This is a genomic window from Rhizobium sophoriradicis (assembly GCF_025200795.1).
In the GTDB taxonomy this organism is placed as follows: Bacteria; Pseudomonadota; Alphaproteobacteria; order Rhizobiales; family Rhizobiaceae; genus Rhizobium; species Rhizobium sophoriradicis.
The window spans coordinates 1,761,900-1,774,870 of record NZ_CP104152.1; the positions used below are offsets into that span (position 1 = coordinate 1,761,900).

The following is a 12,971-nucleotide window of genomic DNA, read 5'->3' on the forward strand; positions in this document are numbered from 1 at the left end:
TCATGAAGGAACTCTCTGTAGCCGAATTTGGCCGACGCCTGGCGCATCTGCTCGTCAGCCTGTTCATCCTCTTGTGTGTGACCTTCGTGATCGGCCGCGTCCTGCCCACGGATCCCGTCGGCGCCATCGTCGGCGAACTCGCCGATCCCGCCGCCTATGCGGCGATGCGGACGCGCCTGGGGCTTGATCTGCCGATCTATCAGCAGTTCTTCCTCTATCTGAACGGCCTCGCCCATGGTGATTTCGGCACGGCTGTGCTCACCGGCAATCCCGTTTCTTCGGACCTCGCACAGGCCTTTCCCGCGACATTCGAACTTGCGACGCTGGCGGTGATCATTTCGACCTTCGTCGGCGTGCCGCTCGGCCTGGTCGCGGCGCTGTTTCGCGACAGCCTGATCGACAAGATCGCCCGGGTTGTCGCCCTCGTCGGCCATTCGATCCCGGTCTTCTGGTTCGGTATCGTCGGACTCGTCATCTTCTATGCCGGCCTGAACTGGGTCGGCGGGCCGGGCAGGGTGGATGTCTTCTACGAGGGGCTGGTCACACCGCAGACCGGTCTGCTGCTGGTCGACAGCCTGCTGCAGGGCGAGACCGAAATCTTCTGGAACGCGCTCGGCCACATCATTCTTCCGGCCATCATCCTCGCCTATGCGGCGATGGCATACATCACCCGCATGACCCGCAGCTTCACGCTGGAGCAACTGAGCCAGGATTATGTCATTGCCGCCCGCGCCAAGGGTGTCAGCCCGACCGGCACGATCCTGCGCCATGTCCTGCCGAATATCGCGGTGCAGCTGATCACCATCCTTGCCATTTCCTATGGCGGGCTGCTCGAAGGCGCCGTCGTCACCGAGATCGTCTTCTCCTGGCCGGGCATCGGCCAATATATGACGAACGCGCTGATGATCGGCGACATGAACGCTATCGTCGCAGCCACCATCATCGTTGGATTCATCTTCATGTTCCTGAACTTCCTGGCCGACGTCGCCTATGCCCTGCTCGATCCGCGCATGCGGGAGGCGACCCGATGAGCGACGCCGTCCACAGCGAGATCCGGATCCGCCCGCCGAGCATGCCGAGCCGCGTTGCCGCCTCCTTCGGGCGCGCCGGCCGCAAACTGGCCGACGAGCCGCTCGGTCTTGCCGGCTTCGTCATTCTCGGCCTGCTCTGCATCGTTGCGATTTTCGCGCCGCTTCTGGCGCCCTACGATCCCACGATCCAGGCGCTTGGTGACGCCCTGCAGCCGCCGAGCCTTGCGCATCTGGCCGGCACCGACGAATTCGGCCGCGATATTTTGAGCCGCCTGATCTTCGGCACCCGCATCACCATCCAGACGGTGCTGTCGGTGTCCCTGATCGTCGGGCCGATCGGATTGCTGATTGGCGTCGTCGCCGGCTTCTTCGGCGGCAATACCGATGCCTTGCTGATGCGCGCCACCGATATCGTGCTCTCTTTCCCGTCGCTGATCCTGGCGCTCGCCTTTGCCGCCGCGCTCGGCGCCGGTCTCGGCACGGCGATCATTGCTATCTCGCTGACGGCCTGGCCGCCGATTGCAAGGCTTGCCCGCGCCGAAGCGCTGGTCGTCAGAAATGCCGATTATGTGGTCGCCGCCCGCCTGTACGGCGCTTCGCCGCTGCGCATCCTGCTGCTTTATATCGCGCCCATGTGCATTCCATCGGTGATCGTCCGCCTGACCCTCAACATGGCGGGCATCATCCTGACCGCGGCCTCGCTTGGCTTTCTCGGCCTCGGCGCCCAGCCGCCGGCGCCGGAATGGGGGGCGATGATCTCCAACGGCCGTAAGTTCATGCTCGATTACTGGTGGGTCGCCGTCATGCCCGGTGTCGCCATCCTGCTGACCAGCCTTGCCTTCAACATCGCCGGGGATGCTCTGCGCGACATTCTGGATCCGCGCCATGCCAGATCGTGAAAAGAAAGATCGTGACATGCAAGATCTTCATCAACCCGTTCTCTCCGTCAAGGATTTGACCGTCCGCTTCGGACGGGGCGCCGTGCCCGCGGTCTCCAATGTCAGTTTCGACGTCGGGCGCGAGCGTGTCGGCATCGTTGGCGAATCCGGTTCCGGCAAGTCGACGACCGGTCGCGCCGTCATGCGCCTGCTGCCGCCGGCTGCGATCGTCTCCGCCGAACGTCTCGATCTTGCCGGAAGTTCGCTGCTTGCCAAGACCGAGCGCCAGATGGGGGCGCTGCGCGGCAAGGATATCGCGCTGATCATGCAGGATCCGCGTTATTCCCTGAACCCGGTGCTGTCGATCGGCAAGCAGATCGCCGAGGCCGCCCGTCTTCACCTCGGGCTTCGCGGCAAGCAGGCGCAGGATGCCGTCCGCGCCATGCTGGAGCGCGTGCGCATCAGCGATCCCGATCGGGTCATGGCGCTTTATCCCCATCAGATATCGGGGGGCATGGGCCAGCGCGTGATGATCGCCATGATGCTGCTGGCACGGCCGAAGCTCGTCATCGCCGACGAACCGACCTCGGCGCTCGATGTCAGCGTCCGAAAGGACGTGCTGCTGCTGCTCGACGAGCTGGTGCGCGAAAACAATTCCGGCCTGCTTTTGATCAGCCATGACATCCGCATGGTGGCGGCCTTCTGCGAACGCATCATCGTCATGTATGCCGGCCGCATCGTCGAAACGCTGACCAGTCTCGAAGAGGCCCGCCATCCCTATACGCGCGGCCTGATCTCGGCGCTGCCCGACCCGAAGAACCCGGTTCGCCGCCTCGCCGTTCTCGACAGGGCGAAACTCGATCTGGAGGCGGCACAATGATCAATGTCCGTGATCTCGATGTCGTCTTTTCCGCCGGCAAATCCAGCAACCATGTCGTCAGGGGCATCAGCTTCGAGGTGAAGCGGGGCGAGACGCTTGGCATCGTCGGCGAATCCGGCTGCGGTAAATCGACGGTGCTGCGTTGCCTCGCCGGCATGGAGGCCGGTTGGACCGGTCAGATCGCGCTTGGCGGCAAACCGATCGGCAAGAAGCGCTCCCGCGAGGAACTGACGTCGGCACAGATGGTGTTTCAGGATCCTTACGGCTCGCTGCATCCCCGCCATCGCATCGGCACGGCGCTTGCCGAGCCGCTGCGCGCCATGCGCCATTCCGATATCTGGTCGAAGGTCGAAAGGGCACTGATCCAGGTTGGCCTGCCGGCCAGCTTCGCCAATCGTTTTCCGCATGAGCTTTCCGGCGGCCAGCGGCAGCGCGTGGCGATCGCCCGAGCGCTGATCCTGTCGCCGCCGATCATGCTGCTCGACGAGCCGACATCGGCGCTCGACGTCTCCGTCCAGGCCGAAATCCTCAATCTGCTGGCCGATCAGCGCGAGGAGAAGGGACTGACCTATCTGCTCGTCAGCCACGACCTAGCGGTGATCGCCCATATGTGCGACCGGGTGCTGATCATGAAGAACGGCGGCTTCGTCGACGAACTGACCAAGGAGGATCTGCAGGCCGGCACCACCCATGATGCCTATGCGCGCGAGCTGTTCGAGGCGAGCTTCATCGCGGCTTGATAACCTCTGCCTCTTGCCGTTGCTGTCCGGTTCGCACCGATCGCTCTTGCCCCTCACCCTACCGACCGGGGTCGAGCCATCCGATCCGTCCTTCGGACCCCCGTAAACGGGGCGAGGGGACGTGCCATGTGAGAGGTGGACAACGGACGGCGGCATGTCTCTTCGCACGTTTACGGGGAGAAGGTGCCGGCAGGCGGATGAGGGGCGGGTGCCCGCAATCTCTCGGCCGAGATCATCAGCGATCTGCCGGCGCCGCAGCAGGCCGGCTGACAGCCGCCACACTGCTCCTTTCGACGAGATGGCAGGCAAGCTCGACACGGCGGCGCGGCGCGGCAAGGCCGAGCATCATGTCGCGCAGGAGATCGAGCGCGGTGGCGCCGAGTTCTCGCATCGGAATATGCACGCTCGACAGCGGCGGATTGAGAAAGGCCGATTGCGGCAGGTCGTCGATGCCCATGACGGAGATGTCCTGTGGTACCGCATATCCCATCGCCTGTAATCCACGCATGGCGCCATTGGCAAGGCTGTCGCCCGCCGTCAGAACGGCGGTGAAGGTGAGGCCCTTGTCGCGCACGAGGCGGGTGATGGCTTCGGCGCCGAGTTCCGGCAGCCAGTCGTCGACCTCGAGCACCAGCTCGGCACCGGCCTTCAGCCCGTGATGCAGCAGGGCATCACGCCAGCCCTCCAGGCGCCGCTCGATCGTCCGCCGGCCCGGGCGCAGCATGAAAAGGATCTGTCGATGCCCGGCCTCGATCAGCCGCTCAGCGGCAATGAAGGCGGCCGAGCGGTTGCAGGGCGTGACACTCGAAAGCCGCATATAGGGGTCGTCGGTATTGACCAGCACGACCGGTTTTCCCAAGCGGGCGGCCGCCGCCAGCATATCCTCCTCGTCGACGGTCAGGATCAGCATGCCGCCAAAGCTCGGATCGTCGCGCATCTCGGCAATGACACGGGCTTCGTCTGCCTTGTCGGCGACTGGGCGCATCGCCATCTCGATGCCGAGCGCGGCCGCGCGCGCATTCAGGCCTTCGAGAACGTAGAGGGTGAACTGGTTGCGAACATAATCAATCATCGCCGCGCCGGAGGCGACGAGCATCACCTTCTTGCCGGCGACACTGGCCGGCAGGGCGTAGCTGACGGCACTGGCCGTTTCCAGCACCAGCTTGCGGATTTCGGGTCTGACGCCCTTTTCTCCGGCGAGCGCCCGGGAGACGGTGCTGATCGACACACCGCATCTTGCGGCGATGTCATCGAGGCGCGTGCGCCTGCCTTTTTTCTGATCCGGGCCCATGTCGTTTTCCTCGCTCTCCTCCTTTATGCAAAAATCTTTCAGATTGCGCAAATGGAATGCCTATGCACAATTGCCGGCGAGGAGTCCGCGACACCAGGCAGAGCAGGGAGGCTTTGAAGATGCGGCTTGACCGCCCGTACATGCGCCGGCGTTTTGTCAGAAATCCCAACGCCGGAGCGGCCTGAAATGGTCGAGCAATCTTACCTCGCCCGCGCCACCGGTAAAAACAGCCCGATCGTCTACTGGCAGCTCGGCCATCTCTCGCAGGCGCGCTACGATGTCGCCGACCGTCCGATGGAAGGCAGGATGGATCCGTTTTTCTTCGTTACCAAGACGAAGAATTTCATTCCGCATGAATATCCCTGCCGCACCGAATTCAAGGCTACTTTCGCGGGCCGGCGGCCGCAGCCGGCTGCCGAATTCGAGCCCATTCGCTGGTGGCTGCCTTTTGCCTCGCCACGTGTCGATCTCTCCGGCTTCTGGTTTCGCCCGACACGCATTGGCTGTTGGGCACGTACCTTCCTCGATGCCAGCGCGGCCGGGCCAGCGAACTTCCGCCTGTCGACCTGCGGCGGCGCCATTCTCATCGTCAACGGCCGCGAACAGGGTTTCATGGCGCCTTACGAGCGCAATCTGGAAGCCGAGCAGACCTTCGAGGTCGAGCTTGTCGCCGGCCTCAACGAGATCCGCGTCTATTTCGACGATCTCGCCGAGCGCGACGCCCGCTTCTATTTCCAGCTGGATTATCTCGACGGACCGGAAGTCGAAACATCTCTTCCCGTTCCGATCGCCGCCGATGAGGCCGATGGGCTGGAGGCGATCCTCGAAGGCATGCGCTTCGACCGCACCGCCTATCTCGGCGAGAACGTGACGATCCTGTTTCCCGCGCCGCTGCCGGTATCGCTGAACTGCCATGTCGAGATCGAGGGCGACTTCATGTCGGTCGAACGCTGCGACTATGATTTCGCGCTGGAAGCGGGGGCAACCAGGCTGGAACTCGGCACTTCGACCGATATGCCCGCCGATTTCCGCCATTTCCGCATAACCTTCAAAACAGGCGAACTTTCGCTTGGCCGCACGCTCGGCGTCGAGATCTGTCACGCCCGACGCCAGGGGCCGGTGCCCGCCGCGCTGGCTGACCGCGTCTCCGAGGCGCTTGCCGAAGTCGCCGCCCATTCCGAACCGGACACGGTCTGCGCTTTCGCCCGTCTTGCCCTGGGGCAGGGCGGCGAGGAGACCGAGGCGATGATTTCGGCTATGCTGCCGGTCATCGAGGATTGTCACGACTGCGCCGATTTCGTGCTGGTGCCGCTGCTCTTTGCCTATACGCGCTGGAGCGATCTGCTCTCACCGGCGCTGGGCGACAGAATCGCGCAGGCGGTCCTCAATTACCGCTATTGGATGGACGAGCCGGGCAACGACGTTCAGTGGTATTTTTCGGAAAACCATGCGCTGCTCTTCCATACCGCCGCTTATCTCGGCGGCAGGCTGTTTCCCGATGCCATCTTCGTCCGCTCCGGCCGCACCGGCGCTGAGCAGATGAAGGTCGGCGAAGAGCGGGTCCGCGCCTGGCTCGATCATTTCGAACGCTGGGAAATGGCCGAGTGGAATTCCGTTCCCTATTTCCCGATCGACCTGAAGGGCCTGACGGCGCTCGCCGCTTGCGCGCCGGATGAGACGATCCGCGCCCGGGCTAGCGCCAGCATCGTCCGCTTGATGGAAATCGTCGCCCGCTCGGCCCATCACGGCATGCTGACCGGTAGCCAGGGCCGCTCCTACGAACATACGCTGCGCCCAGGCCGCTCGGTCGAGCTGTCGGCCATCGCCCGGCTGCTCTGGGGTCGCGGCTGGTACGGCCGGCGCGTCCATGCGCTGCCGCAGCTTGCCGTCTGCATCCGCGATCACGGCCTGCAGTTCCCCGAGGCGCTCGCCGAAATGGCCGCGCACCAGTCCGACGACGCGCAGGAATGGACCTTCTCCCAGGGCGAAAATCGGTTCGCCGCCCTCTATCACTACAAGACGCGCGACACCGCGCTCGGCACCATCGCCCATTACCGCCCCGGCGCCTGGGGCTATCAGGAAACGGTGCTGCACCTGCGCTTAGGTCAACGGCCGGAAGCGCAGATCTGGATCAACCATCCCGGCGAAACCATCCAGTTCGGTTACGGCCGGCCGAGCTTCTGGGGCGGCTGCGGAACGCTGCCGCGCGTGCATCAATATCGCGATCTCGCCATTCTCGATTTCGAGATCCACGAGGGCCAGCCGGATTTCACCCATGCCTGGTTCCCGCTGGAGGCTTTCGACGAGGCGGCGGTCGATGCCAATCTGGCGCTCGCCCGCTCCGGCGGCGGCGTCGCCATGCTGATCGGCAACGGACCGCTAGAGCCGGTGAAGCAGGGCCCGACCGCGGATGTCGAGCTGCGGCTTGCCGGCCGCCGGGGCCGCTGGATCGTCCGTCTCTCCGATCTCGGCCGCGAAGGCGGTCTTGACGGCATGCGGGAGCGTTTCGCCAGCCTTGTGGCCCGCCGCACTAATGGGGGCGCATTGATCGTTGTCGATTCGGATTATGGCGAGGTCGTCTTCGAAGAGGACGGCACGGTGCGCGCCGAAGGCCGCATTCTTCGTCCCTCGGACTGGTCGGTGCGGGGAGACGCGGTACATCTAGAGATACCGGGCAGGCAGCTTCGCCGCGCCGCCTCGTAAACGATGCCCGGCAGGTGGAGGACCGGCCGGACCTGCTGCATAATTCCTTAAATCGGAATCGATTTAAGGATAAAATTAGGCAGCAATTCAAAGTGTTACAGCGTCCTTTGCGCGTCTGAAAAGACGCGCGGCGCTGTAGGAATTTATCGGTCAAGAGGAGGAGAAAATGACCAGAATGAAATCGATCGGCGCGGCCTTTGCCGCGGTTCTGTTGAGTTCCGTGGCTGCCCATGCCGGCGACGTGCGCATCATGTGGTATTCCGATGGCGGCGAAGGCGCTGTCATCAAGGACTTGCTGTCGCGCTTCTCCAAGGCCAATCCCGACGTCAACGTCATCCTCGACGAAGTCTCCTACGATGTCGTCAAGGAACAGCTGCCGGTGCAGCTCGAAGCCGGCAAGGGGCCCGACATCGCCCGCGTCACCAATCTGAAGGCGCAGGCGCAGCACTGGCTCGATCTTCGCCCGCTGCTGGCCGATGCGAAATATTGGGACGACAATTTCGGCGCCCAGGCCGACTGGATGCGTCCCGACGGCTCAAACGCCATTACCGGCTTCATGACCCAGCTGACGCTGACCGGCGGCTTCGTCAACAAGACGCTGTTCGAGCAGGCCGGTGTCGAAATTCCCGGCCCGAAGGCCACCTGGGATGATTGGGCAGCGGCCGCCAAGAAGGTCGCCGACAGCCAGAAGGTCTTCGCCATGGCGATCGACCGCTCCGGCCACCGCGTCTCCGGCCCTAATATCTCCTACGGCGCCAACTACATCGGCTCCGACGGCAAGCCGGCGCCAATCGATCAGGGCGCCAAGGAGCCTCAGCCGCTTGGTCAAGTGGAACGAGGAGGGCATCGTCAACAAGGATGTCTGGGTGAGTGCGGCCGGCACCACCTATCGCGCCGCGGCCGAGGACTTCATCAATGGCGGCCTTGCCTATTATTACTCCGGCAGCTGGCAGATTTCGGCCTTCGCCCAGAAGATCGGCGACAGTTTCGACTGGGTGATGGCGGGAAGCCCGTGCGGCACGGCCGCCTGCACCGGCATGCTCGGCGGCGCCGGTCTGGTCGCCGTCAAATACACCCAGAACCCGAAGGACGTCGCCAAGGTGATGGATTACCTGGCAAGTGCCGAGGTGCAGAAGGAATTTGCCGAGCGCAGCCTGTTCATTCCGGCGCATAAGGGTGTGGCCGCCGGCCAGATGGACTTCAAGACCGACAATCAGCATGTGCAGGCGGCGCTAAAGGCCTTCGTCGAATCGTCCGGCCAGACGGCCGCACCCGCAGTCAAACTGCCGGGCTGGAAGTGGTCGGACGCCTATTACAGCGCCATCGTCGCCCGCATCAGCCAGGTGATCGCCGGCGAAATGAAGCTTGACGACGCCTATGCCCGCATCGACGAGGACATCAAGGCCAAGGTCGCCGGCAACTGACGGAACAGCGCATGGCGGGAAAGACGGTTTCTTCCGAACCACCGGCAAAGGCCGGTCTGCGGCAGGCGCTCTCAGCGCCTGTCCGGCTTGTCATGGGGCTGGTCGACATCCCCATGCGCGCCTGGCAGAAGCTGACGGGGCTGAACGGCATGGCGGGCGTCTTCCTGGCGCCCAACATGCTGATCTTCACTGTCTTCGTGCTCCTGCCGCTGGTCATCAACTTCATCTATTCGACGACCAGCGGCAGCGCCATTTTCCTGCCGAACAGAACCTATGTCGGTGCCGAACAGTACCGCATCCTCTTCGACTGCGGCTCCTATCTCGACCCCTCGACCTGCGCGGCCGACACCTTCTGGGCGGCCGTGCGCAACACCGCCGTCTTCGTCGTCTTCCAGGTGACGGCGATGCTGATCGCGGCACTGGCGACGGCCTTGATCCTCAACCGCGAGCTTTCCAATCGCGGCTTCTGGCGCGCCGTCTTTTTCTTCCCGGTGCTGCTATCGCCTGTTGTCGTAGGGCTGATCTGGAAATGGATCCTGCAGCGCGAGGGGCTGTTGAACTATGCGTTGAGCCCCTTCGGCTTCGAGCCCTTCTCCTGGCTCAGCGATCGTTTCTGGGCCTTCTTCTTCGCCGTCTTCGTCTCGGTCTGGGCGCATATGGGCTTTTACGCGCTCATCCTGCTCGCCGGCCTGCAGGCGATCCCGAAAGATCTCTATGAGGCGGCAGCGATGGACAAGGCGAGCCCCACCCGCATCTTCCGGCGCATCACCCTGCCGCTTTTGATGCCGAACCTCATCGTCGTCCTGGTTCTAGCGCTGATCCGCGCCGTGCAGATCTTCGACGAGGTCTTCGTGCTCACAGGCGGCGGGCCGGGCACGAGCACCATGTACATCACCCAGTATATTTATGAGACCGGCTTTGCGAGTTCCTTGCGCAATCCGGGGCTTGCGTCGGCCGCCTCAATCCTGATGGGCATCCTGCTCGTCATCCTGACGCTGATCCAACTCAGCGCCAGCAATCGCAACGAGAAGAAGGGGAAACGCCAATGAGCGCCGTCGGCACCTTTCTCCTCCGCCGCCGCGGCGGCCGGGGCTGGCACTGGACTGACGTCGTCACCTGGATCTGGCTGATCTCGGGCGTCTTCCTGATGTTCGGCCCAGCCGTCTGGCTGGTCTTCTCCTCCTTCAAGACGCCGGCGGCCCTTGCCGAATTCCCGCCCTCCGTCCTGCCCTATGTCACCGAACAGGCTGTGGTGCCGGGCCACGACAAGCCATTGCCGCTCTATAACGTCACCATGCCGGATGGTAGCAGCCGCGTGCTCGCCGAAGTCCGCCGCATCGGTATCATGGGCCAGATGGTCGATCCGAAACAGCCGGGTGAAATCGTCAAAGTCAACATCAAGGACCGCACGCCGGTGCGTAAGGTCGAATTCGCCGCCGACAACTACACCGAACCATTCCAGCGCTTCGATTTCCTCCTGTTCCTGCGCAACTCGGTCTTCGTAACTGTGACGGCGACGGCAATCACGCTGCTTGTCAATTCCATGGCCGCCTTCGCCCTGTCGAAATACCAGTTCCCCGGCCGCACCGCCGTCATGCTGATGATCCTGGCGACGCTGATGGTGCCGCTATCGGTCATTGTCGTGCCGCTCTATTCGGTCATCGGCACATTGAACCTGTTCGACAGTCTCTGGGGCGTGATCCTGCCGACGGTCGCCACCCCGACCGGGGTCTTCCTGCTGCGGCAATATATGCTGACCATCCCCGACGAACTGATCGACGCGGCGCGCATGGACAAGGCTAGCGAATGGCAGATCTACTGGCGCATCATCCTGCCGCTGTCAGCACCCGCCCTTGCGGTGCTGGCGATCTTCTCGGTCGTCTGGCGCTGGAACGATTTCCTCTGGCCGCTGATCGTGCTGTCGCGCAAGGAACTCTATACGCTGCAGGTCGGCCTCAACGTCTATGCCGGCGAACTCAATGTGCAATGGCATTATATCCTCGCCATGACCGTCGTCTCGATGATCCCGGTGGTGCTGATCTTCGTCTTCCTGCAGCGCTTCATCACCACGGGCATTGCCGGCTCCGGACTGAAATAAGATGACACAGGAGAGTGCATGAGCGGCCTTGAGCTCAGAAACATCGTCAAGAATTTCGGCGCCGTCGAGGTCATCCGCGATGTCTCGCTTGCCGTCAATGACGGCGAGTTCGTCGCCTTCGTCGGCCCCTCCGGCTGCGGGAAATCAACGCTGCTGCGCCTGATCGCCGGCCTCGACAAGCCGACGGGCGGCAGCATTGCCATCGACGGCAAGGATGTGACCGAGATCGGCGCCGCCGACCGCGGCCTTGCCATGGTCTTCCAGTCCTATGCGCTCTATCCGCATATGAGTGTGCGGGAAAATCTGGCTTTCGGCCTGGAGAATACCAAGGTGGCGAAGCCCGAGATCGAAGCCCGCATCACCGACGCCGCCCGCATGCTGGAGATCGAGCCTTTCCTGCAGCGCCGTCCGGGTCAGCTTTCCGGCGGCCAGCGCCAGCGCGTGGCGATCGGCCGCGCCATCGTCCGCCGCCCGGACGCCTTCCTGCTCGACGAGCCACTTTCCAATCTCGACGCAGAACTCAGGGTCAGCATGCGCGCCGAACTCGCGGCCCTTCACGCGCGGCTGAAGGCGACGATGATCTACGTCACCCATGACCAGGTCGAGGCGATGACGCTTGCCAACCGCATCGTCGTGCTGAGAAGCGGCCGGATCGAACAGGTCGGAACACCGCTGGAACTCTATAACAGCCCGGCCAACCGCTTCGTCGCCGGCTTCATCGGCGCACCGCACATGAATTTCCTGGAAGGCTCGATCATCGGCCACGAGAACGGTTATGCCGAGGTCGAAACCGTCGGCGGCCACCGTCTTTCAGTCACTGCCCGGGAGACGCGCCCGGCGGGTGAAAGGGTCAGCATCGGCATCCGGCCGCAACACATCACCCTGGCTGATGGAGCCGCCGCAGGCCGGCTGGACACCCGCGTCACCCTTGTCGAGGAACTGGGCTCGGAGACCGTCGTCCACGCCGACGCATCAGGCAAGAAACTGATCGCGGTCTTTGCCGGCCAGCAGAAGATGAAATCCGGCGGCAGCCTGCCGCTGCATCTCGATCCCGCCGTGCTGCATCTCTTCGCCGAGGATGGCCGGCGTCTGTCCTGACACGAGACAAGGAAAAAGGCCCGCGCCGAAGCGCGAGCCCAATTTTCATTTCAGGACAGCTTTAGTGGCTGTTCTTGTGGCTTTGTTGACCAGCCTTTACATGCTGCTCATGGCTGCCGCCGCGGGTTCCGCTGGACTGCGCGTCGCGGCCGCCTGAAGAGGCGCTGCGGGTATTGGAGTCGTTCTTGTGACTCTGCTGTCCCGCTTTGACGTGCTGTTCGTGGGTTCCACCTTGGTTTGCCATTTGGTTTCTCCTTGGTTTTATCAACTGAGGCCACGTCGACCTCGTGTGAACAAACCTCGCTTCGGCGCGTGCGTTCCGCATTTTAACATTTCGTGATCTCATGCCGAAACGGGGAGATGAGGAAGCGGACCGGGCGGGTAGGGAGCTCGCCTGCCGTTTCGTTGGCCCTCGGGAGAAAGCGGAAAAATCCCGAGGTTCTCCAGCACCGCCGCGTCCGCTTGGCGCGGCCCGCAACCTCGCTTCGCAAACCAGCTATCGGCGAAAAGGTTCCGGAAAATCAGCCGCATCCGCCCCCCTTCACGGCCATGCGACTCTTTCCAAATGGGTGCGGCGCTCTAACTTAAAGGGCAGTTAATGAAAGGAGAAAACCATGACCGACGCACCGAAAACGGCGACCCCGGCGCGAAGAGTCCTGCGTGGCCGCCCCTACAGCTTCAGCGAATTCGCCAGGAAATACCGGCTGGACGACAAGGAGGCCAAGCGCCTCTATGAGAAGTTCGGCCCCTCTGCCACCGAACTCGATCTGCTGATGGCGGCAAAGCGGCGCCCGCCAGGGCTGCCCACCAGTCTCGATTCCTGACCGC

11 protein-coding genes and 1 pseudogene are annotated in these 12,971 nt (G+C 63.3%); 10 read left to right on the forward strand and 2 right to left on the reverse strand.

Annotation, left to right across the window (positions count from 1 at the left end; translation table 11 throughout):
* Positions 1-2 precede the first annotated feature (2 nt).
* From N2597_RS08940 to N2597_RS08955, 4 genes are read left to right on the forward strand one after another with little or no spacing between them, the layout of a single operon-like run.
* On the forward strand, positions 3-1,031 hold the full coding sequence (locus N2597_RS08940) for an ABC transporter permease (RefSeq protein ID WP_183596323.1): 1,029 nt from the start codon (positions 3-5) through the stop codon (positions 1,029-1,031).
* Entirely contained in the window at positions 1,028-1,930 is a 903-nt protein-coding gene (locus N2597_RS08945) for an ABC transporter permease (RefSeq protein ID WP_038688840.1), read from the forward strand. Before N2597_RS08940 ends, N2597_RS08945 begins: the two co-directional genes overlap by 4 nt.
* On the forward strand, positions 1,917-2,789 hold the full coding sequence (locus N2597_RS08950; RefSeq protein ID WP_038688842.1) for an ABC transporter ATP-binding protein: 873 nt from the start codon (positions 1,917-1,919) through the stop codon (positions 2,787-2,789). The genes N2597_RS08945 and N2597_RS08950 overlap by 14 nt, the downstream gene beginning before the upstream one ends.
* Positions 2,786-3,529 carry an ABC transporter ATP-binding protein gene (locus tag N2597_RS08955; protein WP_183596321.1) on the forward strand — a complete coding sequence of 248 codons (744 nt, stop codon included), beginning with the start codon at positions 2,786-2,788 and terminating at the stop codon, positions 3,527-3,529. The genes N2597_RS08950 and N2597_RS08955 overlap by 4 nt, the downstream gene beginning before the upstream one ends.
* A 235-nt stretch (positions 3,530-3,764) precedes the next feature.
* Here the strand turns inward: N2597_RS08955 and N2597_RS08960 are convergent, their stop codons facing one another.
* Positions 3,765-4,820 carry a LacI family DNA-binding transcriptional regulator gene (locus N2597_RS08960; protein ID WP_183596319.1) on the reverse strand — a complete coding sequence of 352 codons (1,056 nt, stop codon included), beginning with the start codon at positions 4,818-4,820 and terminating at the stop codon, positions 3,765-3,767.
* 186 nt (positions 4,821-5,006) lie between these two features.
* On the opposite strand from N2597_RS08960, the gene N2597_RS08965 reads away from it, so the two are divergent.
* From N2597_RS08965 to N2597_RS08985, 5 genes and pseudogenes are all read left to right on the forward strand, one after another.
* A complete protein-coding gene (locus N2597_RS08965; RefSeq protein WP_183596317.1) occupies positions 5,007-7,523 on the forward strand; it encodes a hypothetical protein in 2,517 nt (838 codons plus the stop codon).
* 166 nt (positions 7,524-7,689) lie between these two features.
* Positions 7,690-8,947, forward strand: a pseudogene (locus N2597_RS08970) (ABC transporter substrate-binding protein).
* Between the two features lie 11 nt (positions 8,948-8,958).
* Entirely contained in the window at positions 8,959-9,996 is a 1,038-nt protein-coding gene (locus N2597_RS08975; protein WP_183596315.1) for a carbohydrate ABC transporter permease, read from the forward strand.
* On the forward strand, positions 9,993-11,045 hold the full coding sequence (locus tag N2597_RS08980) for a carbohydrate ABC transporter permease (RefSeq protein ID WP_183596313.1): 1,053 nt from the start codon (positions 9,993-9,995) through the stop codon (positions 11,043-11,045). Before N2597_RS08975 ends, N2597_RS08980 begins: the two co-directional genes overlap by 4 nt.
* 18 nt (positions 11,046-11,063) lie before the next feature.
* A complete protein-coding gene (locus tag N2597_RS08985; protein ID WP_183596310.1) occupies positions 11,064-12,143 on the forward strand; it encodes an ABC transporter ATP-binding protein in 1,080 nt (359 codons plus the stop codon).
* A 61-nt stretch (positions 12,144-12,204) separates the two neighbouring features.
* On the opposite strand, the gene N2597_RS08990 is transcribed toward N2597_RS08985, so the two are convergent.
* Positions 12,205-12,387 carry a hypothetical protein gene (locus N2597_RS08990; protein ID WP_004673791.1) on the reverse strand — a complete coding sequence of 61 codons (183 nt, stop codon included), beginning with the start codon at positions 12,385-12,387 and terminating at the stop codon, positions 12,205-12,207.
* Between the two features lie 370 nt (positions 12,388-12,757).
* On the opposite strand from N2597_RS08990, the gene N2597_RS08995 reads away from it, so the two are divergent.
* Entirely contained in the window at positions 12,758-12,967 is a 210-nt protein-coding gene (locus tag N2597_RS08995; protein WP_009993527.1) for a hypothetical protein, read from the forward strand.
* Positions 12,968-12,971 lie beyond the last annotated feature (4 nt).